The organism is Sphingomonas sp., assembly GCF_965200105.1.
Lineage (GTDB): Bacteria > Pseudomonadota > Alphaproteobacteria > Sphingomonadales > Sphingomonadaceae > Solisphingomonas.
In genome coordinates, this window is the sequence record NZ_CBDATN010000002.1 from 481,226 (window position 1) to 505,987 (window position 24,762).

General features: G+C 72.8%; 34 protein-coding genes and 1 tRNA gene. 16 read left to right on the forward strand and 19 right to left on the reverse strand.

Annotation, left to right across the window (positions count from 1 at the left end; all coding sequences use genetic code 11):
* Positions 1-5: 5 nt before the first annotated feature.
* A tRNA-Arg gene (locus ACOFKX_RS03555) sits at positions 6-82 on the reverse strand.
* Positions 83-295: 213 nt separating this feature from the next.
* Here ACOFKX_RS03555 and ACOFKX_RS03560 point away from each other — a divergent pair.
* The gene (locus ACOFKX_RS03560; protein WP_419825706.1) at positions 296-436 is read left to right on the forward strand and encodes a hypothetical protein; all 141 of its coding nucleotides are present in this window, start codon (positions 296-298) and stop codon (positions 434-436) included.
* Positions 433-588: a hypothetical protein gene (locus tag ACOFKX_RS03565; RefSeq protein WP_419825707.1), complete on the forward strand. Its 156-nt coding sequence runs from the start codon at positions 433-435 to the stop codon at positions 586-588. Before ACOFKX_RS03560 ends, ACOFKX_RS03565 begins: the two co-directional genes overlap by 4 nt.
* A gap of 3 nt (positions 589-591) precedes the next feature.
* On the opposite strand, the gene ACOFKX_RS03570 is transcribed toward ACOFKX_RS03565, so the two are convergent.
* The 4 genes from ACOFKX_RS03570 to ACOFKX_RS03585 are packed head-to-tail and all read right to left on the reverse strand — an operon-like array spanning position 592 to position 2,896.
* The gene (locus ACOFKX_RS03570; RefSeq protein ID WP_419825708.1) at positions 592-1,017 is read right to left on the reverse strand and encodes a DUF1178 family protein; all 426 of its coding nucleotides are present in this window, start codon (positions 1,015-1,017) and stop codon (positions 592-594) included.
* The gene (locus tag ACOFKX_RS03575; RefSeq protein ID WP_419825709.1) at positions 1,014-1,844 is read right to left on the reverse strand and encodes a carbon-nitrogen hydrolase family protein; all 831 of its coding nucleotides are present in this window, start codon (positions 1,842-1,844) and stop codon (positions 1,014-1,016) included. Before ACOFKX_RS03575 ends, ACOFKX_RS03570 begins: the two co-directional genes overlap by 4 nt.
* A 2-nt stretch (positions 1,845-1,846) precedes the next feature.
* Complete coding sequence (grxC, locus tag ACOFKX_RS03580; RefSeq protein ID WP_419825710.1) at positions 1,847-2,101, reverse strand: glutaredoxin 3; 255 nt, start codon at positions 2,099-2,101, stop codon at positions 1,847-1,849.
* A 54-nt stretch (positions 2,102-2,155) separates the two neighbouring features.
* Positions 2,156-2,896, reverse strand: coding sequence for a ComF family protein (locus ACOFKX_RS03585; protein ID WP_419825711.1), 741 nt, complete (start codon positions 2,894-2,896; stop codon positions 2,156-2,158).
* A 43-nt stretch (positions 2,897-2,939) separates the two neighbouring features.
* Here ACOFKX_RS03585 and ACOFKX_RS03590 point away from each other — a divergent pair, with 43 nt between their 5' ends.
* Complete coding sequence (locus ACOFKX_RS03590; RefSeq protein ID WP_419825712.1) at positions 2,940-3,794, forward strand: methyltransferase domain-containing protein; 855 nt, start codon at positions 2,940-2,942, stop codon at positions 3,792-3,794.
* 7 nt (positions 3,795-3,801) lie between these two features.
* Here ACOFKX_RS03590 and ACOFKX_RS03595 read toward each other — a convergent pair whose 3' ends face one another.
* The gene (locus ACOFKX_RS03595; protein WP_419825713.1) at positions 3,802-4,224 is read right to left on the reverse strand and encodes a (deoxy)nucleoside triphosphate pyrophosphohydrolase; all 423 of its coding nucleotides are present in this window, start codon (positions 4,222-4,224) and stop codon (positions 3,802-3,804) included.
* Between the two features lie 75 nt (positions 4,225-4,299).
* On the opposite strand from ACOFKX_RS03595, the gene ACOFKX_RS03600 reads away from it, so the two are divergent.
* Together ACOFKX_RS03600 and ACOFKX_RS03605 are read left to right on the forward strand one after the other, a co-directional pair.
* Entirely contained in the window at positions 4,300-4,470 is a 171-nt protein-coding gene (locus ACOFKX_RS03600) for a Flp family type IVb pilin (protein ID WP_419825714.1), read from the forward strand.
* A 119-nt stretch (positions 4,471-4,589) separates the two neighbouring features.
* On the forward strand, positions 4,590-4,739 hold the full coding sequence (locus ACOFKX_RS03605; protein ID WP_419825715.1) for a Flp family type IVb pilin: 150 nt from the start codon (positions 4,590-4,592) through the stop codon (positions 4,737-4,739).
* A 116-nt stretch (positions 4,740-4,855) separates the two neighbouring features.
* Here ACOFKX_RS03605 and ACOFKX_RS03610 read toward each other — a convergent pair whose 3' ends face one another.
* Genes ACOFKX_RS03610 through ACOFKX_RS03625 form a run of 4 tightly spaced genes read right to left on the reverse strand, consistent with a single transcriptional unit; the run spans position 4,856 to position 8,717 of the window.
* Positions 4,856-5,794 (reverse strand): acetyl-CoA carboxylase carboxyltransferase subunit alpha, encoded by a 939-nt coding sequence (locus ACOFKX_RS03610; protein ID WP_419825716.1) that lies wholly within the window; start codon positions 5,792-5,794, stop codon positions 4,856-4,858.
* A 10-nt stretch (positions 5,795-5,804) separates the two neighbouring features.
* The gene (locus ACOFKX_RS03615) at positions 5,805-6,743 is read right to left on the reverse strand and encodes a tyrosine-type recombinase/integrase (RefSeq protein ID WP_419825717.1); all 939 of its coding nucleotides are present in this window, start codon (positions 6,741-6,743) and stop codon (positions 5,805-5,807) included.
* Positions 6,740-8,584 (reverse strand): hypothetical protein, encoded by a 1,845-nt coding sequence (locus ACOFKX_RS03620; protein WP_419825718.1) that lies wholly within the window; start codon positions 8,582-8,584, stop codon positions 6,740-6,742. Before ACOFKX_RS03620 ends, ACOFKX_RS03615 begins: the two co-directional genes overlap by 4 nt.
* Positions 8,571-8,717, reverse strand: a complete 147-nt coding sequence (locus ACOFKX_RS03625; RefSeq protein ID WP_419825719.1) for a hypothetical protein — start codon at positions 8,715-8,717, stop codon at positions 8,571-8,573. The genes ACOFKX_RS03620 and ACOFKX_RS03625 overlap by 14 nt, the downstream gene beginning before the upstream one ends.
* 71 nt (positions 8,718-8,788) lie before the next feature.
* Between ACOFKX_RS03625 and ACOFKX_RS03630 the strand changes: the two genes are divergently transcribed.
* Genes ACOFKX_RS03630 through ACOFKX_RS03640 form a run of 3 tightly spaced genes read left to right on the forward strand, consistent with a single transcriptional unit; the run spans position 8,789 to position 10,583 of the window.
* Positions 8,789-9,334, forward strand: a complete 546-nt coding sequence (locus ACOFKX_RS03630; protein ID WP_419827334.1) for a shikimate kinase — start codon at positions 8,789-8,791, stop codon at positions 9,332-9,334.
* Entirely contained in the window at positions 9,331-10,449 is a 1,119-nt protein-coding gene (gene aroB, locus ACOFKX_RS03635) for a 3-dehydroquinate synthase (protein ID WP_419825720.1), read from the forward strand. Before ACOFKX_RS03630 ends, aroB begins: the two co-directional genes overlap by 4 nt.
* The gene (locus tag ACOFKX_RS03640; protein WP_419825721.1) at positions 10,434-10,583 is read left to right on the forward strand and encodes a DUF2256 domain-containing protein; all 150 of its coding nucleotides are present in this window, start codon (positions 10,434-10,436) and stop codon (positions 10,581-10,583) included. The genes aroB and ACOFKX_RS03640 overlap by 16 nt, the downstream gene beginning before the upstream one ends.
* Positions 10,584-10,624: 41 nt before the next feature.
* Here the strand turns inward: ACOFKX_RS03640 and ACOFKX_RS03645 are convergent, their stop codons facing one another.
* The 7 genes from ACOFKX_RS03645 to ACOFKX_RS03675 all read right to left on the reverse strand — a co-directional run bounded on the left by ACOFKX_RS03645 (position 10,625) and on the right by ACOFKX_RS03675 (position 16,330).
* On the reverse strand, positions 10,625-10,960 hold the full coding sequence (locus ACOFKX_RS03645) for a DUF423 domain-containing protein (RefSeq protein WP_419825722.1): 336 nt from the start codon (positions 10,958-10,960) through the stop codon (positions 10,625-10,627).
* Positions 10,957-12,693 (reverse strand): cation:proton antiporter, encoded by a 1,737-nt coding sequence (locus tag ACOFKX_RS03650; protein ID WP_419827335.1) that lies wholly within the window; start codon positions 12,691-12,693, stop codon positions 10,957-10,959. Before ACOFKX_RS03650 ends, ACOFKX_RS03645 begins: the two co-directional genes overlap by 4 nt.
* 99 nt (positions 12,694-12,792) lie before the next feature.
* Positions 12,793-13,239, reverse strand: a complete 447-nt coding sequence (locus ACOFKX_RS03655) for an iron-sulfur cluster assembly scaffold protein (protein WP_419825723.1) — start codon at positions 13,237-13,239, stop codon at positions 12,793-12,795.
* A gap of 5 nt (positions 13,240-13,244) precedes the next feature.
* On the reverse strand, positions 13,245-13,814 hold the full coding sequence (locus ACOFKX_RS03660) for a CvpA family protein (protein ID WP_419825724.1): 570 nt from the start codon (positions 13,812-13,814) through the stop codon (positions 13,245-13,247).
* 55 nt (positions 13,815-13,869) lie between these two features.
* Positions 13,870-14,319, reverse strand: a complete 450-nt coding sequence (locus tag ACOFKX_RS03665; RefSeq protein WP_419825725.1) for a PaaI family thioesterase — start codon at positions 14,317-14,319, stop codon at positions 13,870-13,872.
* 56 nt (positions 14,320-14,375) lie between these two features.
* Positions 14,376-15,749 carry a DNA repair protein RadA gene (gene radA / locus ACOFKX_RS03670; protein WP_419825726.1) on the reverse strand — a complete coding sequence of 458 codons (1,374 nt, stop codon included), beginning with the start codon at positions 15,747-15,749 and terminating at the stop codon, positions 14,376-14,378.
* 74 nt (positions 15,750-15,823) lie between these two features.
* A complete protein-coding gene (locus ACOFKX_RS03675) occupies positions 15,824-16,330 on the reverse strand; it encodes a DUF4142 domain-containing protein (RefSeq protein WP_419825727.1) in 507 nt (168 codons plus the stop codon).
* A 144-nt stretch (positions 16,331-16,474) separates the two neighbouring features.
* On the opposite strand from ACOFKX_RS03675, the gene ACOFKX_RS03680 reads away from it, so the two are divergent.
* The 8 genes from ACOFKX_RS03680 to ACOFKX_RS03715 are packed head-to-tail and all read left to right on the forward strand — an operon-like array spanning position 16,475 to position 22,816.
* Entirely contained in the window at positions 16,475-16,807 is a 333-nt protein-coding gene (locus ACOFKX_RS03680) for a lipopolysaccharide assembly protein LapA domain-containing protein (protein ID WP_419825728.1), read from the forward strand.
* A 5-nt stretch (positions 16,808-16,812) separates the two neighbouring features.
* Complete coding sequence (pyrF, locus tag ACOFKX_RS03685; RefSeq protein WP_419825729.1) at positions 16,813-17,487, forward strand: orotidine-5'-phosphate decarboxylase; 675 nt, start codon at positions 16,813-16,815, stop codon at positions 17,485-17,487.
* Positions 17,484-17,897 (forward strand): GFA family protein, encoded by a 414-nt coding sequence (locus ACOFKX_RS03690; RefSeq protein ID WP_419825730.1) that lies wholly within the window; start codon positions 17,484-17,486, stop codon positions 17,895-17,897. Before pyrF ends, ACOFKX_RS03690 begins: the two co-directional genes overlap by 4 nt.
* A 28-nt stretch (positions 17,898-17,925) precedes the next feature.
* Complete coding sequence (locus tag ACOFKX_RS03695) at positions 17,926-18,561, forward strand: phosphoribosylanthranilate isomerase (RefSeq protein ID WP_419825731.1); 636 nt, start codon at positions 17,926-17,928, stop codon at positions 18,559-18,561.
* On the forward strand, positions 18,558-19,790 hold the full coding sequence (trpB, locus tag ACOFKX_RS03700; protein WP_419825732.1) for a tryptophan synthase subunit beta: 1,233 nt from the start codon (positions 18,558-18,560) through the stop codon (positions 19,788-19,790). Before ACOFKX_RS03695 ends, trpB begins: the two co-directional genes overlap by 4 nt.
* Positions 19,787-20,599, forward strand: a complete 813-nt coding sequence (gene trpA, locus ACOFKX_RS03705) for a tryptophan synthase subunit alpha (protein ID WP_419825733.1) — start codon at positions 19,787-19,789, stop codon at positions 20,597-20,599. The genes trpB and trpA overlap by 4 nt, the downstream gene beginning before the upstream one ends.
* Complete coding sequence (gene accD, locus ACOFKX_RS03710) at positions 20,596-21,471, forward strand: acetyl-CoA carboxylase, carboxyltransferase subunit beta (protein WP_419825734.1); 876 nt, start codon at positions 20,596-20,598, stop codon at positions 21,469-21,471. The genes trpA and accD overlap by 4 nt, the downstream gene beginning before the upstream one ends.
* A 4-nt stretch (positions 21,472-21,475) precedes the next feature.
* A complete protein-coding gene (locus ACOFKX_RS03715; RefSeq protein ID WP_419825735.1) occupies positions 21,476-22,816 on the forward strand; it encodes a bifunctional folylpolyglutamate synthase/dihydrofolate synthase in 1,341 nt (446 codons plus the stop codon).
* Here ACOFKX_RS03715 and ACOFKX_RS03720 read toward each other — a convergent pair.
* Both ACOFKX_RS03720 and ACOFKX_RS03725 read right to left on the reverse strand, forming a co-directional pair.
* A complete protein-coding gene (locus ACOFKX_RS03720) occupies positions 22,801-24,138 on the reverse strand; it encodes an MFS transporter (protein WP_419825736.1) in 1,338 nt (445 codons plus the stop codon). The two genes, ACOFKX_RS03715 and ACOFKX_RS03720, sit on opposite strands and share 16 nt — an antisense overlap.
* Before the next feature lie 103 nt (positions 24,139-24,241).
* The gene (locus ACOFKX_RS03725) at positions 24,242-24,676 is read right to left on the reverse strand and encodes a response regulator (RefSeq protein WP_419825737.1); all 435 of its coding nucleotides are present in this window, start codon (positions 24,674-24,676) and stop codon (positions 24,242-24,244) included.
* Positions 24,677-24,762 lie beyond the last annotated feature (86 nt).

Below are 24,762 nucleotides of genomic sequence, written 5' to 3' on the forward strand. Positions count from 1 at the left end.
AAAAATGGTGGCCCCAGAGGGACTCGAACCCCCGACCTGCGGTTTAGGAAACCGTCGCTCTATCCTGCTGAGCTATGGAGCCTCGCCCGTTTTCCTAGGATGCGTGTTGCCGGCCCGCAATGGCGAAGCGCGCGAGCTCCGGCTGGCGTACGGGCCGCGACCCGGCGCCGGAGCTTCCCAGCGCCATCGATCCGTTCCGGCTCAAGATCCCTCCGCGCCTCCTCCGAATCGGAGACGGACCACTCTTCCACCTGCCCGATGATCCGCCGATCGCTCGTCCGACAGGGGGAACGACATGGCACACCAGCAGACCGGACCGGCAACCTTCGACCGCATCGTCGTCGCGCTCGCGCTGATCGTCGCGGTGGCGGCGAGCGCCTTCGGGCTCGTCAGCGATCCGCCGGAGAGCGTCGGCGCGATGGAGCAGTTCCGGTGAGGGCGGTGCGCAGGATGCCGGTGCGCCGCGACGATGCTCGCCACATCATCGACGCGCCCGCGTGGCTCCTGCCCTTCTATCCCCTGTTGTTCGCGGTGCAGCTCGGCTGCTTCCTGTTCATATTCGGCGCGGTCGCCTCGCACCAGCTCTGACCGTCAGTTCTCGCGCGCCGGTTCGCGGACGGGGAGCGGCAGCGGCGCGACCGGCACGCCGTCCGCCGCCAGCGCCTTGGCCTCGGCGAGCGTCGCCTGGCCGTGGATCGGCCGCGCCTCGGCATCGCCCTCGTGGATCGCGCGCGCCTCGGTGGCGAAGCGGCGGCCGACATGCTCGGACCCTGCCAGCGCCTTCGCCTGGGCGGTCGCCAGCGCGCGCATCATGGACTTGGCTTGTTCGGGAGTCGGGGCGGTCCTGCTCCCGCCCGCGCCGATGCGCGGTGCCATCGGCGCCTTGTCGATCGTGCCGTTGCCGCAGATCGGGCAGGAGACGAGGCCGCGTTCGCGCTGGCTGTCATAGTCGCCGGCGCTGCCGAACCACGCCTCGAAGACGTGGCCGCCGCCGCAGGCAAGATCGAAGACGATCACGCCGCGATCTCGACCCGCGGGATCGGGCGGCGATGGCGCAGCGCCGGCACGCGCGCGCGCACCTCGTCTATACGGGCGGCGTCGATCTCCGCGAAGCCGACGCCCTCCCCCTCGCCCATGTCGAGCACCACCTCGCCCCACGGATCGACCACCAGCGAGCGGCCGTAGGTGGTGCGCCCGTCGGCGTGGCGGCCCGACTGGGCGGCGGCGATCACCCAGGCGCCCGCCTCGATCGCGCGAGCGCGCAGGAGGACGTGCCAGTGCGCCTCGCCGGTGGGCACGGTGAAGGCGGCAGGAACGGCGAGGATCGTCGCGCCGGCATCGGACAACGCGCGATACAGGTCGGGAAATCGCAGATCGTAGCAGATCGTCATCCCCAGCCGCCCGGCGGGCGTCTCGGCCACGACCGCGCGCTCACCCGCGAGATAGGAGCTGGACTCGCGCCAGCTCTCGCCGCCGGGCAGGTCGACGTCGAAGAGGTGCAACTTGTCGTAGCGTGCGCGGATCGCGCCGGCACCGTCGATCAGGAAGCCGCGATTGACGGAGCGGGCCCCGTCTTCCGCGCGCAATGCGAGCGACCCGATCTGAACCCAAAGGCCATGCCGCGCCGCGACCTCGCGAGCGGTGGCGAGCACGCGGTCCTCGTCCTCGCCGACGATGCACGCGGCGGCCCGCGCGCGATCGCGATCGAGCAGCCCGGTCATCTCCGGCGTGAAGGCGATCGCCGCCCCGCCGTCCGCCGCCCGGCCGAGCGCCGCCGTCAGCGCATCCGCATTGGCGGCGGGATCGATGCCGGTGCAGCTCTGGACGACCGCGACGCGCGTCATCGTCAGGCGGCGAGCAGCCGGTCGAGTTCGCCCGCGCGCTCCAGCGCCGCCAGTTCGTCCGATCCGCCGAGCGCGCGACCGTCGACGAAGATCTGCGGCACCGTGCTCGCGCTGGGGGCGCGCTGGATCATCTCGGCGCGCTTGGGGCCGCCCATCGTGATGTCATACTCCTCGTAGGCAACGCCCTTGCCGTCCAGCAGCCGCTTGGCCCGCGTGCAGTAGGGGCACCCCATCTTGGTGTAGATCTCGACCTTCATCGCGCGCTCCCGAGCTTGCCTGGCCCCGCGAACTGTGGACGGCGGCCGCGCTTGTCAACCGGGCGGAGCCCGCACGACTCGCGCCCAGGCGACCGCGCGGACGGTGGACGCGCCGGCCGCGAGGCAGGCGTGCGCGCAGGCGTCGAGGGTGGCGCCGGTCGTCATCACGTCGTCCACCAGGACCACGGCGCGACCGCGCAGCAGCGGCGCGCGGGCTGGCGGGACGGCGAAGGCGTCGCACACCATCGCGGCGCGCTCATGCCGGCCCAGGCCCCGCAGCACCGGTGTGGCGCGGGTGCGCTCGATCAGATCGGGCACGTGCGCGTGGCCGCTCGCGCGCGCCAGCGCGGCGGCAATAAGCTGCGCCTGATTGTAGCCGCGCGACCACAGCCGCCAGCGGTGCAGCGGCACCGGCGCCAGTATTGCGTCCGCCGGTGCGTCGCCGAGCAGGCGCAGCATTGCCGCCGCCATCGTCCGCGCCATGCCTGGCCGCCGACCGTATTTGAGCCGAAGCGCCACGTCGCGCGCGATCTCGCCATAGGCGACCGCCGCGCGCGCGCGCTGGAACGCGGGCGGGTCCGCCAGGCACGGCTCGCACACGCCGCCGAGATCGAGCGGCACGCCGCAGCGCGCGCAGGCAGGGTCGCCCAGGAAATCGAGCGCCATCCAGCAGCGCGCGCAGAAACGGTGGTCGCCGTCCACGATCGTTCCGCAGCCCGGGCAGCGCGGCGGCAGCGCGACGCCGAGCGCCGCCTGCCAGACGGACGAGGCCTGTCGCCGGAGTGCCGCAACCATGCGCCCTTGTCGACGGGCGGATGGACGCGCACAAGCCGGCACCGTGTCCGCCGCCGCCGAACCCTTCGATCGCCGCCGCCGTCGCGCGCGCCGGGATCGCGCGGCGGCGCGGATCGCGGCGCACGGCTTTCTCGCCGATCATATCGCGGCGGAACTGCTGGAGCGGCTGGAGGGCGTGCGCCGCGACTTCGCGCGTGCGCTGATCGTCGGCGCCTCGCCGCTGCTCGCCGGCGCGCTCGGCGGCCGCGGCATCGCCTGCGTGACGGCGGAGGCGGGCGCGCGGCTGGCCGGTGCGGCGCACGGCGTGCAATGCGACGAGGATCGCCTGCCCTTCGCCGACGTGAGCTTCGACCTCGTGATGTCGGCAGGCGTGCTCGACGGCGTGAACGATCTGCCCGGGGCGTTGATCCTGATGCGGCGCGCGCTGCGCCCCGACGGGCTGATGCTGGCGGGCTTCGCTGGCGCGGGCAGCCTGCCGCGCCTGCGCGCCGCGATGCTGGCGGCGGACCTCGCCATCGGTGGGGCCGCCGCACGGCTCCACCCCCAGGTCGACGTGCGCGGCGGCGGCGACCTGCTCGGCCGCGCAGGCTTCGCGCTGCCCGTCGCCGACGGCGAGACGCTGGAGGTGCGTTATCCCTCGCTGACCGCGCTGGTGAACGATCTGCGCTTCTCGGGCGGCGGGGCGGCGCTGGCCGATCGCGCGCCCCCGCTCACCCGCGAGCAGGCGGCGATCGCGCACGCCACCTTCCTGGCGGGGGCGGACGCGGACGGGCGGATCGCCGAGCGCTTCGAGATCGTCTATCTCACCGGCTGGGCGCCCGATCCCTCGCAGCCCAGACCGGCGGCGCGAGGCAGCGGCACCGCCTCGCTGGCACGCGCGCTCGGGTCCGGGCGCTAGCCCAACCTCATAGCAGCGCCTCGAGCAGGCCGATGAGCGGCCGGTCCGGTGCGGGCATCGCCAGCGCGTGGAGTTCGACCGGCCGCACCCAGCGCAGCGCGGCGGCGACGAGCGGCCGGGGCGTTCCCCGCCACTTGCGGCAGACGTGAAGCAGCAGCAGGAGGTGGCGCGACCCCGATGGCGCGACCAGCGGCTCGCTCGCGAAGGCGGCGGGCGCGAGGCACGCGGCCTCGACGCCGATGCCGAGCTCCTCGGCAAGCTCCCGGATCAGCGCCTCGGTCGGTGTCTCGCCCACCTCGATCTTGCCGCCCGGAAACTCCCAAAGCCCGGCCAGCGCGCCGTCGCGGCGCTGCTGTACCAGCATGCGTCCGTCGGCGTCGACGAGCGCGGCGGCGGCGACCAGCAGCAGCGGCGCGGACGCCTCGCTCACGCCAAGCCTTCCTTAACGCCCGTACCGCTATGCTTCCGACGGGAGCGGTATCGCGCGGGTGCGGGGAACAAGGTCATGCGTCGCATTCGGGAGCTTGGACGCAATGCGCGCGGCAGCACCGCGATCGAATATGGTCTGATCTGCGCGCTCATCGTGGTCGTCATGTTCGTCGGGCTGTTCAACCTGTCGGGCTCCGTGATCCGGCTCTACGGCAACATCAACAACGCCACGCGCGGCGCGATGTGAGGCGGCCGGGACGCCGGAGCAGCCTTAAGACTTTCGCAACCGCTCTCCCCTACAGGAGGGACGCGGACCCCGCGGGGGGAAAGCCGGGTAAGACTAGGCATCGAACGTAGGAGACAGACATGCGCAAGTTCCTGAAGAACAACAAGGGCGCCACCGCCATCGAGTACGGCCTGATCGCCGCGCTGATCGCCGTCGCCGCGATCACCGCCATGAACAAGGTCGGCAGCAGTCTGCAGAACACCTTCAACAACGTCTCCAACAAGCTGTAAGACGGCGCCGCCCGCCCCCCCCGGGGCGGGGCCGGACTTGATGGGGCGGCGCGGGCTTCGGGCCCGCGCCGCCCCTCGTCATGTCCCGAACGCTCCCACGCCGCCGGCGCGCGACGTCAGGCGATCGCCAGATACTTGTCGCGCCGCTGCTGCCGCAGGGTGCGCGGATCCAGTACCGCCAGCGTATCGAGCTCCTCCCCGATCGCGGCGCCCAACGTCGCGATGGCGTCCACGGGCGCGCGGTGGGCGCCGCCCAGCGGCTCGGCGACGATGCGGTCGACCACACCCAGCTTGTGGAGATCGGCGGCGGTGATCTTCATGGCCTCGGCGGCGTCGGGCGCCTTCTCGGCGGTGCGCCACAGGATCGACGCGCAGCCCTCGGGCGAGATCACCGAGTAGACCGCGTGCTCGAACATCAGCACGCGGTTGGCGGCCGCGAGCGCCACCGCGCCGCCCGATCCGCCCTCGCCGACGATCGCCGCCACCATCGGCACGCCGAGCGCGAGGCTCGCCTCGGTGGAGCGTGCGATCGCCTCGGCCTGCCCGCGCTCCTCCGCCTGGACGCCGGGGAAAGCGCCCGAGGTGTCGACCAGCGTCACCACCGGCAGGCGGAAGCGATCGGCGAGCTCCATCAGCCGGATCGCCTTCCTGTAGCCTTCGGGCTTGGCCATGCCGAAATTATGCTTCAACCGCGTGGCGGTGTCGTCGCCCTTCTCGTGCCCGATCACCATCACGCGGCGCCCGGCAATGCGGCCGAGCCCGCCCACGATCGCGAGATCGTCGGCGAACGCGCGATCGCCGGCGAGCGGCATGAAATCGGCGACGAAGCCCGCTACGTAATCCTTGAGGTGCGGGCGCTGCGGGTGGCGCGCGACCTGCGTCTTCTGCCACGGCGTGAGCTTCGCGTAGGTGGACTTCAGCAGCGTCTCGGCCTTCGCCTCGATCCTGGAGACCTCGGCCTCGATGTCGAGCGTGCCGGCGTCCGCCGTCTCGCGCAGCTCGGCCACGCGCGCGGTCAGCTCGGCGATCGGTTTCTCGAAGTCGAGGAAGTTCATGCGCGCCGGGTTAGGGTTCGCTCGCCGGGCCGTCAACGCGGGCGGCGTCGCCGAGGGGATGGCGGGTGTTGACGAGCTCCACCAGCCGCCGGCTGTCGACATGGGTGTATATCTGCGTCGTGGCGATGTCGGCATGACCCAGCATCGCCTGCAGCGCGCGCAGGTCCGCGCCGCCCTCCAGCAGGTGGGTCGCGAAGGCGTGACGCAGCACGTGCGGGCCGATGCGTTCGGGCGGGATGCCGGCCTCGGCTCCCAGCGCCCGGACGATCTGGAATAGCCGGACGCGCGAGAGGTGGGATCGGCCGCCCGGGAAGAGCCAGGGCTGACCGCGAAGAACGTGCGCGCGCCACGCTTCGACCGCGGCGAGCGCGCGGTCCGAGATCGGGGCGAGCCGCTCCACCCCGCCCTTGCCGCGCAGGATGAGGAAGGGCTGGTTCGTCCGGATCGCGTCGCGCGGCAGCGACACGAGCTCGGTCGCTCGAAGGCCCGAGCCGTAGAGCAGCTCCAGCAACGCCGCCGCGCGCAGATCCAGCGGGCGCGCGGGCGTGGCCGTTCGCGCGGCCAGCGCCGCGAACAGGCGATCGACGTCGTCGTGGCCGAGAATCTTGGGCAACGGGCGACTGGCGCGGCCGCGCGGCAGCGCCGGCGAGGGATCGTCGGCGCGATCGCCCTCCTCCACCAGGAAGCCGAAGAAGCGGCGCAGGCACGCCGCCTTGCGCGACACGCTAGCACGCGCGAGTTCGGACCAGCTCGCCACGAGCCGCGTCACCGCCGCCTCGTCCGCGCGCGCGAGGCCGCCGGCCAGCGCGGCGGATGCCGCGCGCAGATCGGTGCCGTAGGCGAGCAGCGTGTTGCGCGCCGCCCCGCTCTCCGCCGCCAGCGCCTCCAGGAACCGTTCGATCGCGCGGCCGTCCTCTCCGACCGCCAGCGCGGCCGCCGGCCGCGTCATGTCCGCGCGATGGCCTCGGCGGCGATCATCCGCGCCTCGGGATCGAGGCCGACGGCGTGGAGGCCGGCGACGATGTGATAGAGGAAGGAGGGGTCCACCTGAGTCCAGTCGCTCGTCTGCATGCCCACCGCCGCGAGCAACACGACCGTCGCGGGCTCGCCGCGTTGTGCGGCGCCCGCGATCGCGCGCGACCACGGGTTCTGCGCCGCCAGCGGCACGCCGAGCCGGCCGGCGAGATCGTCGACCGCGCGAGGCTGCAACCGGCCGAGGCCGGCGAGCCCCGCGAGCAGGAACCGCGCCCGGAGCCGCGCCGCGCCGCGTCCGCCCTCGCCGAAATCGGCAACGCGGTCGGCGTCGATCGTCATCATCGCGCGCGGTGCGCCGACTGCGAGCTGCGCCCACGCCTCGTCGCCGGCGGTGCCGCGCAGGCCGGCGGCGACGCCCGCCCAGCGCGCCGCCTGGATGTCGAGCCCGGCGGACAGCATCGCCTGGATGAGCTGCGCCGCGTCGGACTTGAGGTCCGCCGAAGGCGCCACCCGCTCGGCGGCGCGCGCGGTGAGGATGTGCGCCGCGTAGAGGTCGCGCTCGTCGGCGGGATCGGCCCATAGCGATCGCAGCGCGGACAGCCGATCACCGGCATCGGCCGCGGCGTAGGCGGTGCGCAGGCGGCCGGCGAGGGTCTGGTCCATCGCCAGCGGATCGCCCTCCTCGGCCACCGCCGAGACGGCATCGACCAGGTCGCCCGACGACACGGTGCCGAGCGTGGCGGCTGTACGCAGCGCCGCCACGCGCCCTGCGAGCGGCAGCATCGGCGCGCGCGCCCGCCACGCCTGCATGGCGAGGCCGCCGCCGTCGAGCAGGCTCGGCGGGATGGCGAGGCCGACCGCGCTCGCCAGCCCGAAGCGCCAGGGATCGAGCCGGTCCACGCGGCTCCACTGGATGTTGACCGCGCGACGGCTGTCGTTGCCCGCACCGATCACGCGCTCGGCGAGCAGCAGGTCGAGCCCCTGCGGCGGCTTGGGCGCGGCGCGCGCGCGATCGACCAGCGCGGACGCCGAGCCGCTCTCCCCCGACAGCCCCGCGCACATCGCGCGCGCCAGCGTCCAGGCGGCGGCGCGGTTCGCCGCCTCGCCGGCTTCCGCCACCGGGCACAGCGCGGACGGATCGGCGCTCGCCATCGCGGCGTCGAGGATGGCGGCACGCAACGCGGGCGTCGCGCGATCGCTGTCGACGCGCTGCACGAGCAGGCGCGCCGCGTCGGCCTCGCCCATCCGCACCAGCAGCGCGGCGCGCGCCGCCGTCCAGTCGGCGGGATCGATGCCGGCGGGCGTGTCGATCTCGGTGGAGAGCGTGCGCCGGAGCAGCATCGACAGCCAGCGCGACGCGATCGGCGCGTCCAGCCGCTGCATCAGCGTAGCGAGATAGCGCCCCGGCTCGGCCCCGAAACCGTCGGCGGCGATGCCGCTCGCCTCGGTGGGCAGGATGCCGATGCGATCGACGGGCGCGCGCGCGAACTCGGGAATGTCCTGGCGGCGGAGCGTCTCGGCGGCGGCCTCCGCCTGCGCCCGCGCGTCGGCCTGCGCGGTCGCGGCGGCGGCGAGATCCTCGGGTGTCGGCGGCGGCGCCACGATCGGCGGACCGCCGTCGGGTGCCGGCTGCGCCGGGGGTGGCGCCGCGATGGCCGGCGCTGCGGGAGGCGGAGGAGGCGCCGGTTCGCCGAAGCCCGGCGGCAGGATCGACTGCGGCGATTGCTGGCCGAAGGCGGGCGCGAGCGCGAGCGTCCCCGCGAGCGTCGCGAGGGCCAGCGCGCGCCGGTTCGCCCGCCGGCTACTTCCCCGCATCGGCGGCGCCGTTCAGCGTCACCGGCTGCTCGATCCGGTGCGTCGGCACCGCGCTGGGCCGCCGCGACAGCAGGACGGCCCCGATCACGATCACGGCGAGCACGACGATGAGGATGAGGGTGGAGCGCGGCATGGAGCTTCCGGGCGAGTGGGATCGGAACGCGCTTTTGCCGCCTGGCGCCCGCCGTGTATAGCCCCGCCGCGATGCCCGCCCCCGCTCCTCCGCGCGCCCATAGGCGATCGGCCGCGCGGCCGATCGTGCTCGTCGGCCTCATGGGTGTCGGCAAGTCGACGATCGGGCGACGGCTGGCGGCGCGGATGAGGCTGCCCTTCTGCGATGCCGACCGCGAGATCGAGCGCGCCGCCGGCATGTCCATTCCCGAGATCTTCGAGACGTTCGGCGAAGAGGGCTTTCGCGACGGGGAGCGGCGCGTGATCGCCCGCCTGATCGACGGCACGGCGAAAGTGGTGGCGACGGGCGGCGGCGCGTTCGTGAATGCCGAGACGCGGCGGCTGATCCTGGAGCGCGCCACCGCCGTGTGGCTCGACGCCGACCTCGACGTGCTGGCCGAGCGCGTCGGCCGCCGCAACGATCGCCCGCTGCTCGTCGGGCGCGACGCGCGCGCCGTGCTCGGCGAACTCGCGGCGGTGCGCAACCCGCTCTACGCCGAGGCGCAGGTCCATATCCGCTCGCAGCCGCTACCCCACGAGGCGGCGGTGGACGCGATCTTGAGGGCGCTCCCGGCATGACGACGATCCCGGTCGCGCTCGGCGCGCGCAGCTACGAGGTGGCGATCGCCGCCGGCGCGCTTGACGAGGCGGGCACCCGGCTCGCCGCCTACGCGCCGCGCGGGCGGCTGATCGTCGTCACCGACGAGACGGTCGCCGCCGCCTGGCTGCCGGCGTTCGCCGCCGCCTTGGATGCCGCCGCGATCGCGCACCTGCCGATCGTGCTGCCGCCCGGCGAGGCGAGCAAGAGCTGGGCGGTGCTGGAGACGCTAGTTGATCGGTTGCTCGATCTGGGCGTCGAGCGATCGGATCATGTCGTGGCGCTGGGCGGCGGGGTGATCGGCGATCTCGTCGGCTTCGCCTGCTCAATCGTGAAGCGCGGCTGCGGCTTCGTGCAGGTGCCCACCACGCTGCTCGCGCAGGTGGACAGCTCGGTAGGCGGCAAGACCGCGATCAACACGCGCGCGGGCAAGAACCTGGTGGGCAGCTTCCACCAGCCCGCGCACGTGCTAATCGATCCGCTGGTGCTGGAGACGCTGCCCCCGCGCGAGCTGGCGGCGGGCTATGCCGAGGTGGTGAAATACGGCCTCATTGACGACGCGCTCTTCTTCGATTGGCTGGAGGCGAACGGCGGCGCGCTGCTCGCCGGTGACATCCGGCTACGCGCGCACGCCATCGCGCACTCGGTGGCGGCCAAGGCGCGGATCGTCGCGGCGGACGAGCGCGAGACGGCGGGGGTGCGCGCGCTCCTCAATCTCGGCCACACCTTCGGCCACGCGCTGGAGGCGGAGACCGGCTTCTCCAACCGGCTGCTCCATGGCGAGGCGGTGGCGTGCGGCATGGCGCTGGCGTTCCGCTTCTCCGCCGAGCGCGGCCTGTGCGATCCGGCCGACGCCGAACGGGTGGCGCGCCACCTCGCCGCCGCCGGGCTGCCGACGACGATGGCGGCGGCCGGCGTGGAGGCGGGCGGCGACGTGCTGGTCGCGCACATGGCGCACGACAAGAAGAGGACGGGCGGGCGCCTGCCCTTCCTGCTGGCGCGTGGCATCGGCGGCACGTTCGTGGCGTCCGACGTCGATCTCGGCGATGTCGTCGCCTTCCTCGACGCCGAGCGCGCGGCATGCCCAACGGCGTAGCCAAGCGCGATCTGCCGACCAAGATCTGCGCCGCGTGCGCCCGCCCCTTCGCGTGGCGCAAGAAATGGGCGCGCGACTGGGATCGGGTCCGCTACTGCTCGGACGCGTGCCGCAAGGCGGGCGTCAGGCCCTGAGCCGCAAGGCGGGTGTCAGGCCCTGAGCCGCAAGGCCGAAATCAGGTCCTGAGCGCCGCCACCGCCAGCACCACCCAGCCGGCGATCAGCCCCAGCCCGCCAATCGGCGTCACCGCCCCCAGCCAGCGCGGCGCGCCGAGCGCCATCGCGTAGAGCGTGCCCGCGAACAGCGCGCCGCCGGCCACGAACAGCCAGCCCGCCACCGCGCCGCCAGGACGCGACAGCAGCGCCAGCGCCGCCACCGCGTGGACGAGCTGATAGTGCGCGCCGGTGCGCAGCCATTCCGCCGCCTCGCCGGAGACGCCGTGCGCGCCATAGGCCCCCGCGCCGACCGCGATCGCGCCCGAGAGCGCGGCAAGCACCGCCAGTGCGATCATGCCGTCTCCCGGTCCAGGCTCTGCGCGGGCCGATGCGGACGGTACATCAGGCCGGCCGCGGCGGCGAGATCGCCCGTCGTATGCTGCTCGCGCAGGCGACGGCGGTCGCGCTCGCGATACTCCTCCTCCAGCCGCGCGATCTCGTCCTCGTCGGCACCGAGCACCGCCAGCGCCTGTCGGCCGAGCGCGATCGCGCTCTCGTGGACCTCGCGGATCATGCCGTCGAGGCCCGTGCCCTTGAGCGCGAGCAGGTGGCGGCGATCGAAGACGCGGACGAGAAGCGCGGCATCGGGAAACGCCTCGCGCACCGCCGCCAGCGTGTCCGCGTCGGGCTTCGAGTCGTCGATGCAGAAGCAAATCAGCCGGGCCTCGGCGGCACCCGCCTGGCGGAGCAGATCGAGCCGGGTGCCGTCGCCGTAATAGACGCGCATCTCCATGCGCTCGCTGATCTCGATGAGATCGCCGTCGAGGTCGACGGCGGTCAAGGACAGTCCGTGGGCCATCAGCATCTGCCCCACCGTCTGGCCGAAGCGGCCATAGCCGACGACGATCGCGGAGGCCTGCTCCGCCTCGTCGGGCGTGCGCAGCCCGCGCAGCTTGGCGCCGGCCTCGGCGCCGCCGAAGCGGCGCGCGATCGACATCAGGAACGGCGTCGTCGCCATCGACAGCGTGACGACCGCCGAGAACAGGCTCGCCGCCGTCGGTGCGATCAGCAGCGCCGCCTGCGCCTGCGCGAACAGCACGAAACCGAACTCGCCGCCCTGGCTGAGCAGCAGGCCGAGCGCGATCGCCGGCCGGGTCTCCATCTTCGCGACCTTGGCGATCGCGAACAGCACGCCCGTCTTCACCACGATCAGCGCGGCGGCGAGCGCCACCACGAACAGCGGCCGCGTCGCGATCGCGGAGAGATCGAGCAGCATGCCGACCGACAGGAAGAACAGCCCTAGCAGAATCGAGCGGAACGGCTCGACGTCGGCCTCCAGTTCGTGCCGATACGGCGAGTCGGCGAGCATCACACCCGCCACGAACGCGCCCAACGCGGTCGAGAGGTGCAGCGCCTCCATGAGCGCGGAGGCGGCGAGCACCGTCAACAGCCCGGCCACGATGAACATCTCGCGCTCGCCCAGGTGCCCGATCAGCCGGAACAGCGGCGTCAGCACGAACCGGCCGACGAGCACCAGCAGCACCACCGCGCCGACCGTGGAGAGCGCCATCAGCCAGCCCGGCGGCGCCGACGCGTCCGCGGGCGCGCGCGACAGCGCGGCGATGACGGTGATGAGCGGGATGATCGACAAATCCTGGAAAAGCAGGATCGAGAAGGCGCGCTCGCCGAAGCGGGTGTGGAGGCGGCCCGACGATTGCAGCAGCGGCAGCACCTGCGCGGTGGAGGACAGCGCGAGCGGCATGCCGAGCGCGATCGCGGCGGAGAGGCTGAAGCCGGTGAACGCCGCCACCACCGCGATCACCGCCGCGCCCGAGAGCAGCACCTGCGCGAGGCCCAGGCCGAAGATCTCGCGCCTGAGCTCCCACAAGCGGCGCGGCGCCAGCTCCAGCCCGACGAGGAAGAGCAGCAACGTGATGCCGATCTCGGCGACGCCCATCTTGCCCTCGGCGTCGCCGATAAGGCCGAGCACCTGAGGCCCAATCGCGACGCCGGCGAGCAGGTAGCCGAGCACGGCGCCGAGCCCGAAGCGGCGGAACAGCAGCACGGCGGGCAGCGCCGCGCCAAGCATGATGACGCCGTCGTGGAGGAGGCTGCCGTCGCCCGCCGCGGTCACGCGGCTAGCCTGTCAGACGCCGCGGTCACGCGGCAAACCTGTCAGACGCCGCGCTCACGCAGCGTCGGCCGCGCGGCCGAGCGTCGCCTCGTCCGCCGCCTGCGCGACCGCCTCGAAGGCGAGCCGGATCGAGGCGTGCCGCGCCGGATAGTCGCGCGCCGGGCCGAAGATCTCGAGCCCCGCCCAGCCGCCGGGATCGTCGCGCTCGCCGGCCAGATAGGCGGCCAGCGCATCGCGCGCGTCGGCCAGCTCGGCAGGCGTGCGGCCGAGGGCACCCTCCCCCATCAGCGCCGCCGACGCTTGGCCGAGCGCGCAGGCGCGCACCTCCTGCCCCAGCCGCTCGACCCGGCCCTCGGCGTCGAGCGCGATCCACACCGCCACGCGGCTGCCGCAGATCGGCGACCGCTTCTCGACGCGCGCGTGCGACTCGTCGAGCGGAGCGTGGTGGGGGATCGAGGCGGCGAGCCGCAGGATCGTGGAGTTGTAGAGCGCGGCCGACATGGCGCTCAGATAGGCCGCCGCGCCTCGTCCGTCGAGTTGGCGGGCTCGCTGGCGTTGTCGAGCTCGGGCGAGCCGGCGCGGCGGCGCGCGACGAACTCGTCGATCGCGCGCCGGCTCGCCTGGAGCAGCGGATATGCGCGCGCGGTGCGCACCCACTCGGGACGGGGCGCCGCACCGCCGAAGCCGAGATCGAAGACGAGGTTGCCGGCCATGAACAGCAACGTGGCGCCGATCAGCCCCTTTACCGCGCCGAACCCGACGCCGAGCAGCCGGTCGACCGGCCCGAGGACCGACGTGCGCGTGCGATGGCCGATCCGCGCCGCCACCAGCCGCCCGCCGAGATAGACGATGCCGCCCACCGCCACGAACGCCAGCAGCCCGGCTCCCGCGCGCGTGCTGAGATGCGTGGCGAGCACCGCCGCGACGGGCGCGTAGAACAGCCGCAGCGCCACCACCACGGCGGCCCAGGCGAACAGCGACAGCACCTCGTAGACGAAGCCGCGCACCACGCCCATCACCGCGCCGCCGCCGACGAACAGGATGACGATGATGTCGAGGAGGGTGAGCGACGCCATGGGCGGCCCTGCTACCCCTCGCCCGCCCGGCGGGTCAACGCGGCGGCGTCCGGGATCAGGCGGCGATCACCAGCAGGCTGGACGTCGCGCTGGCGAGCAGGCGGCCGCCCGCGTCCTCCAGCCGGCCTTCCGCGAAGGCGGCGCGGCGGCCGACGCTGACGACGGTACCGGCGGCGCGCACCGTGCCCGTCGTCTCGGTCATCGCGCGGTGATAGGCGACCTTGATCTCGAGCGTGGTGTAGCGCTGGCCCGGCGCCAGCTTCGTCTGCACCGCGCACCCGCAGGCGCTGTCGAGCAGCGTCGCGGCATAGCCGCCATGAACGCTGCCGATCGGATTGTAGACGTGCAGGCCAGGCTCGCCCTCGAACACCGCACGGCCGTCGTCGATCTCCGTCAGGCGGAAACGCATGGTCTCGGCGATGCCGGGCAGCCGACCGGCGGCAGCGAGCGCGCGGAGCTGCTCGATCCCGCTCAGGTGCATCCCCGCTTCCTCGGACAGGTTCATGGCGCTCGCTCCTCCTTGACGATTAGGTCAGGCCCTACGAGCAGGCGAGAGCCACGTCAGCCTCGTCCGAGCAGATGGTCGACGAGGCGACCCAACGTGCCGAACCGCGCGACGGCGAGCGCCTGCGCCTCCAGCGCGCCGGCGGCGGGCAGCAGCGCGCGCTCGAAGCCGAGCTTGGCGGCTTCCTTGAGCCTCAGGCCGGCGTGCGCCACGGGCCGCAGCTCGCCCGACAGCGCCACCTCGCCGAACGCCACCGCGTCGACGGGCACCGGCCGCTCCGACAGCGCCGAGACGAGCGCGGCGGCGACCGCCAGGTCGGCGGCGGGATCGGCGACGCGGTAGCCGCCCGCGACGTTGAGATAGACCTCGGCCGACGAGAAGGAGAGGCCGCAGCGCGCCTCCAGCACCGCCAGGATCATCGCGAGACGGCCCGAGTCCCATCCCACTACCGCGCGGCGCGGGGTCGCGCCCGAGGCGAGGCGGACCACCAGCGCCTGGATCTCGACGAGCAGCGACCGCGTGCCCTCGATCGCGGGAAAGACGACGGCGCCCGCCACGCCCTCCTCACGCTGCGTCAGGAACAGCGCCGATGGATTGGCGACCTCGTCGAGCCCGCCGCCGCCCATCGCGAAGACGCCGATCTCGTCGGTGCCGCCGAAGCGGTTCTTGGTGGCGCGCAGGATGCGATACTGGTGACTGCGCTCGCCTTCGAAGGAGAGTACGGCGTCGACCATGTGCTCCAGCACGCGCGGCCCCGCGATCGCGCCGTCCTTGGTGACGTGGCCGACGAGCACCAGCGCGCAGCCCGTGTCCTTGGCGTAGCGCACCAGTTCGTGCGCGGAGGCGCGCACCTGGCTGACGGTGCCGGGCGACCCCTCGATCGCGTCGGAGTGCATGGTCTGGATCGAATCGATCACCAGCAAGGCCGGCGGCGGCCCGCCGTCGAGCGTGGCGAGGATGTCGCGCACAGAGGTCGCCGCGGCCAGCCGCACGGGGGCTTGGCCGAGGCCCAGCCGGCGCGCGCGCAGCCGTACCTGATCGGCCGCTTCCTCGCCCGAAATGTAGGTGACGCCGTGGCCGGCGGCGGCCATTCGCGCGGCGGCCTGGATAAGCAAAGTGGACTTGCCGATACCGGGATCGCCGCCGATCAGCGTGGCCGAGCCGGGCACGAGACCGCCGCCCAGCGTGCGATCGAACTCCGCGATGCCGGTGGAGACGCGGGGTGGCGACGGCACGTCCGTGTCGAGCGCGACGAGGTCGATCGTCCGCCCACCGCGCCTGAGATCGTGCTTCGCCGCGAACGGGGTGACGACCGCCGGCGCTTCCTCGACCAGCGTATTCCACTCGGCGCAGTCGCCGCACTGGCCCTGCCACCGCGAGGAGACGCCGCCACACGCTTGGCAGACATATCGACGCTGCGCTTTAGCCACCCTGTGCTCCCGCCGAACGAAGCGGGAACATAGCCGGCGTCCGCCGCTCTCGCAAGCGGGCGCCGGCTTGTCCGTTACATCGCGGGCATCTGGTTCAGCATGTCGATATGGCTCTGCACCACCGGCACGATCTGGCCGGCATTGTCCTTCAGGTGCTGGTCCGCGCCGCCGCTGGCGTAGCTCTGCTGAAGATCGAGCGCCTGCTGGTGCGCCGGCTTCTGCTGCTGGATGTAGAGGCTGTCGCGCTCGGTGCCCTTGGCGGCGGTGAGCTGCGCCACCTGCTGTTTCTGGTCGGCGTCGAGCATCGCCGGCTTGACGGTCTTGTGGTCCGCCATCGCGGCCTTCTTCACCATCATGGTGCTCTTCGTGTGATCGGTGATCATCTGCGTGGCGAACTGCTTGATCTGCGGGTTCTTGGAAGCCTTCATCAGCTTCGCCTCGGTGATCTCGAACTTATCGCTGGCGCCGGCCTTCATCAGGTAGGTCTGCGTATCGGGCGCGGCCGACTGCGCGAGGGCGGGCGCGGCGAGCGCGGCGGTGGCAAGAGCGATCGCGGCGATCGAACGGGTGAGAATTGGCATCTTGAATCTCCTGACCGGGCATCGGCCCGGCATCGTTCGAACGCCCTCCTCGCCGGTTCGCTCCAAGCCTCGGCGCGTCCGTCTTTTTCTTCGTGTCTCGCGACAGGGTGGCGCGACGCGCGGCTTGGCCTTAGGTTCGCGGCCATGCAGTTCCTCAAGACTCTGTTCTGGGTCGTGCTCGCGGTCGCCGCCGTCATCTTCGCGATGCGCAACTGGGTGCCGGCGACGGTGAACCTGTGGGGCGGGCTGCTCGTCGAGGCCAAGCTGCCGGTGCTGATCTACGGCGCGTTCCTGGCGGGGCTGCTGCCGATGTTCTTCTATCATCGCGCGGCGCGCTGGCAGCTCCGCCGCCGGCTCGCCTCGCAGCAGCGTGCGCTGGCCGACATCCAGGCGACCGAGGTGGTGGCGCCCGCATCCACGACGCCGCCCGTCGTCGTTCCCGCCGATCCCGCGGCCGAACCGCCGGCGCAGTCCTGATCCGCATGAGTTCGCCGATCTTCGTCGCGCTGGATACGCCGCAGGTCGCGCGCGCGCTCGCCCTGGCACAGGCGGTGCGGCGGCACGTCGGCGGGATCAAGCTGGGCCTGGAGTTCTTCGCCGCCAACGGCCAGGCGGGCGTGCGCGAGCTGGCGGCGACGGGGCTGCCGATCTTCCTCGACCTCAAGCTCCACGACATCCCCAACACCGTCGGCAAGGCGATGCAGGCGCTCGGCCCGCTCGCGCCGGCGATCGTCACCGTCCACGCTAGCGGCGGGCGCGCGATGATGGAGGATGCCAGGGCCGCCGCGCCGCCCGCGACCAAGGTGGTGGCGGTGACGATGCTCACCAGCCTCGACGGCGACGACCTCGCCGCGATGGGCGTAGGCGACGGCGTGGAGCGCCAGGTCGCGCGGCTGGCGGATCTTGCCCGCGCGGCGGGGCTCGACGGCATCGTCTGTTCGGGCGCGGAGGTCGCCGCCGCGCACCGGGCCTGGCACGACGGCTTCCTCGTCGTGCCGGGCGTGCGCCCCGCCGAAGGCCGTGTCGGCGACCAGAAGCGCGTCGTCACGCCGCGCCAGGCGCGCGATCGCGGCGCGTCGGTGGTGGTGATCGGCCGTCCGATCACCGGCGCGGAGGATCCTGCCGAGGCCGCGCGCGCGATCGAGGCGACGTTGTGAGCGAGGCGGTGGCGGGTGGCTGCCACTGCGGCGCGGTGCGCTTCGAGGCGGTGCTGGTGGACGGTTTCGACGCGCCGACGCGGTGCAACTGCTCGATCTGCCGGCGGCTGGGCGCGGTGGTGGTCGTCGCGCACGAGGACGACGTCCGCGTGACGCGGGGCGCGGACCGGCTCTCCTGCTACCGCTTCAACACGGACGTGGCCGAGCATTTCTTCTGCGCGACGTGCGGCGTCTACACGCACCATCGCCGCCGCTCGCATCCCGATCAGTTCAGCGTCAACGTCGCCTGCATCGACGGCGCGAGCCCGTTCGATTTCGCGCAGGTGCCGGTGTTCGACGGCGTGCATCACACCCGCGACGGGCACGAGCGCCGGCTGGCGGGAACGCTGCGCTACGAGGCGGAGACATAGGCGGCGGCAGCGCCTATGTCTCGCCGCCATGACCGTCCAAGCCAAGATCTGCGGCCTCTCGACGCCCGAGACGGTCGATGCCGCCGTCGCGGGCGGCGCGTCGCACGTCGGCTTCGTGTTCTTCGCCCCGAGCCTGCGCGACGTGGCGCCCGAGCGGGCGGGATCGTTCGCCACACCGCCGCAGGTCGGCCGCGTCGGCGTGTTTGTCGATCCCGACGATGATCTGCTCGCCCACGCAATCGCGACGGCGCGGCTGACCGGCGTGCAGCTCCACGGGGCCGAACCGCCCGAGCGCGCCGCCGCCGTCTCGCGGCGTTTCGGCGTCGAGGTGTGGAAGGCGGTGCCGGTGCGAACCCGCGCGGACCTCGACGTGGCCGCGCGCTATCGCGGGGCGGCCGACCGCATCCTCTACGACGCCAAGCCGCCCGCCGGCGCGGCGCTGCCCGGCGGGCTGGGGCTGCGCTTCGACTGGCGGCTGCTGGACGGCTTCGCCCACCCGCTGCCATGGGTGCTCTCCGGCGGGATCGACGCTGCGAACGTGGCGGAGGCAGTGGCCGTGACCGGCGCGCGCGCGATCGACGTCTCGTCGGGGGTCGAGGACGCGCCCGGCGTCAAGTCGGTGGACAAGATCGCGGCCTTCCTGCAAGCGGCCGCCCGCCTATGAACGCTCCCAACTCGCTGCGCGCGCAACCCGACGCCACCGGCCATTTCGGCGATTTCGGCGGCCGCTACGTCGCCGAGACGCTGATGCCGCTGATCCTGGAGCTGGAGCGCGAATATCGCGCCGCCAAGCAGGACGACGGCTTCGCCGCTGAGCTTTCCGGGCTGATGACGCACTATGTCGGCCGGCCCTCGCCGCTCTACTACGCGGAGGGGCTGACCGAGGCGCTGCGCCGCGACGCGCCCGAGGGCTTCGGCCCGAAGATCTACTTCAAGCGCGAGGAGCTGAACCACACCGGCGCGCACAAGATCAACAACTGCGTCGGCCAGATCCTGCTCGCCCGCCGCATGGGGCGCAAGCGGATCATCGCCGAGACGGGCGCAGGCCAGCACGGCGTCGCCACCGCCACGGTCGCGGCGCGCTTCGGCCTGCCCTGCACCATCTTCATGGGCGCGCGCGACATCGAGCGACAGCAGCCCAACGTGTTCCGAATGAAGCTGCTCGGCGCGGAGGTGCGGCCGGTGACGTCCGGCGCGCAGACGCTCAAGGACGCGATGAACGAGGCGCTGCGCGACTGGGTCGCCAACGTCCACGACACCTTCTACCTGATCGGCACGGCGGCGGGGCCGCACCCCTACCCCGAACTGGTGCGCGATTTCCAATCGGTGATCGGCACCGAGGCCAAGGCGCAGATCATGGCGGCGGAGGGCCGCCTGCCCGATCTGCTGGTGGCGGCGGTGGGCGGCGGATCGAACGCGATCGGGCTATTCCACCCCTTCCTCGACGATCCCGAGGTGCAGATGCTCGGCGTCGAGGCGGCGGGCCACGGGCTCGACACCACCAGCCACGCCGCTTCGCTGACCGGCGGACGTCCCGGCGTGCTCCACGGCAACCGCACCTACCTCCTCCAGGACGAGGACGGGCAGATCGCCGAGGCCCATTCGATCTCGGCGGGGCTCGACTATCCCGGCATCGGCCCCGAGCATAGCTGGCTGCACGAGACCGGCCGCGTCCGCTACGAGGGCGTGACCGACACCGAGGCGCTGGACGCCTTCCAGCTCTGCTGCCGCGTCGAGGGCATCATCCCGGCGCTGGAATGCAGTCACGCCATCGCCGCGATCGTGCGCTCGGCGAAGAACTGGCGTCGCGACCAGATCATACTCCTCAATCTCTCCGGTCGCGGCGACAAGGACATCTTCACCGTCGCCGGCGCGATGGGGGTGCGGATTTGAGCCGCCTCGCCGCCACGTTCGAGCGGCTGCACAACGAGGGCCGCTCCGCCCTGATCGCGTTCGTCACCGCCGGTGATCCCGACCCCGCGCACACGCCCGCGATCCTCGACGCGATCGTGGCGGGCGGCGCCGACGTGATCGAGCTTGGGATGCCGTTCACCGATCCGATGGCGGACGGGCCCGCGATCCAGGCGGCGAACATCCGCGCACTGGCCGCCGGCACGCGCACGGCGGACGTGCTCGCCATCGCGCGGGGTTTCCGCGAGCGCCATCCGGAGGTTCCGCTGGTGCTGATGGGCTACGCCAACCCGATGCTGGCGCGCGGGGCGGACGCGTTCGCCGTCGCCTGCGCCGAGGCGGGCGTCGATGGCGTCATCTGCGTCGATCTTCCGCCCGAGGAGGACGCCGCGCTCGGCCCCGCGCTGCGCGCCGCCGGGCTCGATCTGGTGCGGTTGGCGACACCGACCACCGACGCGGTGCGCTTACCGGCGGTGCTGGCGGGCGCCTCGGGCTTCGTCTACTACGTCTCGGTGGCGGGCATCACCGGCACGGCCCAGGCCGCCGTCGGCTCGATCGACGAGGCGGTGGCGCGGCTGAAGGCGGCTACGGCGCTGCCCGTCGCGGTCGGCTTCGGGGTTCGCACGCCCGAGCAGGCGGCGGCGGTGGCGCGCGTGGCGGACGGCGTGGTGGTCGGCTCGGCCATCGTGGAGGCGCTGGCGGCGGCGGGCGGCGATCCGCAGGCGGGTGCGACGCTGGTGGCGCAACTGTCTGCGGCGGTGCGCGGCGCAAGAGTGGGAGTGGCGGCATGACGACCTGGATCGATCGCGTCCGCAGCTCCATCCCTTTCGTGGGCAAGCGCGAGAGCCCGGAAAATCTCTGGCACAAATGCCCGCAATGCGGCGCGATGGTGTTCCTCAAGGAATATGAGGAGAACCAGAATGTCTGTCCGAAATGCCAGCATCACGGGCGGATCGGCGCGGTCAAGCGCTTCGACCTGCTGTTCGACGGCGGTGTCCACACCATGCTGCCCGCGCCGGCGGTGCGCGAGGATCCGCTCAAGTTCCGCGACACCAAGCGTTACGCCGATCGCCTGAAGACCGCGCGCACCGCGAGCGGCGAGCAGGACGCGCTGCTCAATGCCAAGGGCGAGATCGAAGGGCGGCACGCGATCGTGGGCGTGCAGGATTTCGGTTTCATGGGCGGGTCGATGGGGCTGGCCGTGGGCGCCGCCTTCGTCGCCGGCGTCGAGGCCGCGATCGCCGAGAACGCGCCCTACATCGTCTTCACCGCCTCAGGCGGCGCCAGGATGCAGGAAGGCCTCCTCAGCCTCATGCAGATGCCCAAGACGACCGTGGCGATCGCGAAGCTACGCGAGGCGGGGCTGCCGTACGTGGTGGTGATGACCGATCCGACAACGGGTGGCGTCACCGCCAGCTACGCGATGCTGGGCGACGTGCAGCTCGCCGAACCCGGCGCGCTGATCGGCTTCGCGGGCCAGCGCGTGATCGAGCAGACGATCCGCGAGAAGCTGCCCGAGGGGTTCCAGCGCTCCGAATATCTGCTGGAGCACGGGATGCTCGACATGGTCGTCCACCGCCACCAGCTCCGCGAGAGGCTGGCGCGGCTGATCGCCTATCTGTGCCCGGCCCCCCTCTCCTCGGCCGACGCCAAGGCGGCATGAAGCGATGCCAGACGGCGCGCGATCGGCGGACCCGGCGGTCCAGCGCCAGCTCGATCGGCTGGCGGCGCTCGGCCTGGGCGCGGACGTGCTGGGGCTGGAACGGATCCGCGCCCTCCTGGTGCGGCTGGGCAATCCCGAGGAGGCGCTGCCGCCAGTCTTCCACGTCGCCGGCACCAACGGCAAGGGATCGACCTGCGCCTTCCTGCGCGCCGCGCTGGAGGCGTCGGGACGCACCGTCCACGTCTTCGCGAGCCCGCACCTCGTCCGCTTCAACGAGCGCATCCGGCTCGGCGGCCGGCTGATCGCCGACGAGGCGCTGGCCTCCTATCTCTCGCGCGTGCTCGACGTCGCCGGTCGCGGGGCGGACGCGATCGGCCCGAGCTTCTTCGAGGCGACGACGGCGGCGGCATTGCTAGCTTTCGCCGAGACGCCCGCCGACGCCTGCGTGATCGAGGTGGGCCTGGGCGGTCGCCTCGACGCCACCAACGTCGTGCCCGCCCCCGTCGTCACCGGCATCGCGCAGCTCGCGCTCGACCACCAGGCCTTTCTGGGCGACCGGCCCGAGCAGATCGCGGCGGAGAAGGCGGGGATCGCCAAGCCGCACGTCCCGCTCGTCACCCAGCGATACGCCACGCAGCCGGCCGAGCGGATCGCGGCGGCGGCGGCGGCGGTGGACGCACCGTGGCTGCCGCGCGGGGGCGCGTGGGACGCCGCCGCCTATCAGGGGCGCGTGCGCTATCGAGACATGGCCGGGCGGCTCGACCTGCCGCTGCCCAGGCTGGCAGGCGCGCATCAGGTGCTCAACGCCGGCCTCGCCGTCGCGATGCTGCGCCACCAGCACGCGCTGCACGTGCCCGAGGCCGCGCTAAAGGCCGCGATGGGCTGGGCGGAGTGGCCGGCGCGGATGCAGCGGCTGGGCGCGGGGCCGCTCGCCGCACTGCTGCCGCAGGATGCCGAGCTGTGGCTCGACGGCGGCCACAACCCGGCGGCCGCGCGCGTCGTCGCCGATCACCTGCGCGCGGCCGCGCCGGCGGGCAAGCCGCTGCACATCGTCCTGGGGCTGCTCGCCAACAAGGATGCGACGGGCGTGCTCCACGCCTTCGCCGGGCGGCAATTGACGGTGCACGCGGTGCCGGTGCCGGGCCACGCCTTCCACGCACCCGCCGAACTCGTCCGGATCGCGCGCGCGAACGGGCTCACCGCGCGTACGGCGCAGGCGGTGCCCGACGCGCTCGGCTGGATCGGCCGCCACGCGGATGCCGCAGAACCGCCCTTCGTGCTGGTGATGGGCTCGCTCTACCTCGCCGGCGAGGTGCTCGCCGCCAATGGTCAGCCGCCCGACTGAACCGGGTCGGCTGGCGCGGTGCCCGCCGTGCCGATCGAGCGCGCGACGAGCCCGCTCCTCGTCATCCACCAGAAGATCGCGATGCCGGGCAGCGCCGCCACCGTCGTCAGCAGGTAGAAGTCCGCGTAGCCGAAGCGCTCGATCAGCGCGCCGGCGGTGGTGCCCGTCAGGAAGCGGCCGACCACGCTCGCCCCCGCCGAGATCAACGCATATTGCGCGGCGGTGAAGCGCAGGTCGCACAGCGCCGAGAAATAGGCGACGACCGTCACGCCGCCGATCCCGCTGGCGACGTTCTCGAAGCCGATCGCGCCCGCCATGCCGGCGTTGGAGTGGCCGGCGAGCGCCAGCGCCGCGAAGCTGAGGTTCGACACCGCCATCAGCCACAGGCTGAGCATCACCGAGCGCGCGAGCCCCAGGCGCGTGTAGGCGATGCCGCCCAGCAGGATGCCGACGAGATAAGCCCAGAAGCCGACGCCGACATCCCACGTCACGATCTCGCCGTTGGTGAAGCCGAGATCGTTGAACAGCAGCCGGAAGGTGAGGTTCGCCAACGTGTCGCCGACCTTGTGGACGAGGATGAAGGCGAGCACGAACCAAGCGCCCTCGCGCCGGAAGAAATCCGCCAGCGGGCCGGTGATCGCGGCGCCGATCTCCGCGAGCCCCCGCCTCCCGGCGACGGCCACGCGCCGCGCCGGCTCCCCCATGACGAGGCCGGTCGCCATCGCGGGCAGCGCGAGGAGCGCGCACACAGCGTAGCCCGCCGTCCAGCCGGCGCTCGCCGAGACGAGCAGCGCCGCCGATCCCGCCGCCACCGATCCGATCCGCCAGCCATATTGGCTCATCCCCGATCCCGCGCCGAGCTGGTCCGGCCGCAGCAGCTCGATGCGATAGGCGTCGATGACGATGTCGAAGGTGGCGCCCGCCGCACCCGTCAGCACCGCCGCCGTCGCGGTGCCGACGAGGTCCGCCCGCGGGTTCGCCACCGCCAGGTCGAGCGTCGCGGCGATCACCAGCACGCCGGCCAGCAGCAGCCACGTCACGCGCCGGCCGAGCCGCGCGGAGAAGGGCAGCGCCACGCCGTCCACGATCCACGCCCACAGCCATTTGAGATTGTAGACGAGGAAGGCGAGGCTGAACGCCGTCACCGTCGCCTTGTCGATGCCGCCCTGCGCGAGCCGCGTCGTCAGCGTCGCGCCGATCATCGCGTAGGGGAAGCCCGACGACACGCCGAGGAAGAAGGCGGCGAGCGGCGCCGCCTCGGCATAGGGGCGGACGGCCGGCGGGAGGGTGGCGCGCCAGCCGCGCGCTTCGATCGGTGTCATGCGCGGACCTTACAGGCGCGCGCGGCGGGGGGAAGCGGGCGGGTATGAAGAAGGCTGCCGGTCGGATCGGAACCAGGTGTCAGTGGCTCGGAGCAACGAGCCGCTACCTCGCGAACAGCGTCATGCCCGACGGCAGGCGGCGCGGCGGCTTCTCGCCCGACGCGACGGCGGCAACTACGCGGATCGCATCGAGCAGCACGCGCTGGCTATAGGGCTTTGCGAGGCAGCCGACCGCGAAGCCCGCCGCCTCCGCCGGGCAGTTGCCGGTGACGAACAGCACCGGGACGCCGCCCGCATGCGCCGCGCGCGCGACGTCGACGCCGCTGCCCTCGTGCAGCTTCACGTCGGCGGTGACGAGATCGATCCCGCCGGCCGCCAGCAGACGCTCCGCCTCGGCGGCGGTGTCGACGGTGGCGACCACCTCGAACCCCGCGTCGTTGAGGAAATGCTCGTTGTCGAAGGCGATCAGCGGCTCGTCCTCGACGATCAGGATGCGCCGGATTCCCGCGCCTGCCTTGCGCCTGCCGAACCCGAACATGGGGCGTCGCGTCCTCCCGCACGGGAGCGGTCACGCGCCCGACTTGACGGTCAAGCGTTCGTCGCGGAAGGCGGTTCCCGCCGCCG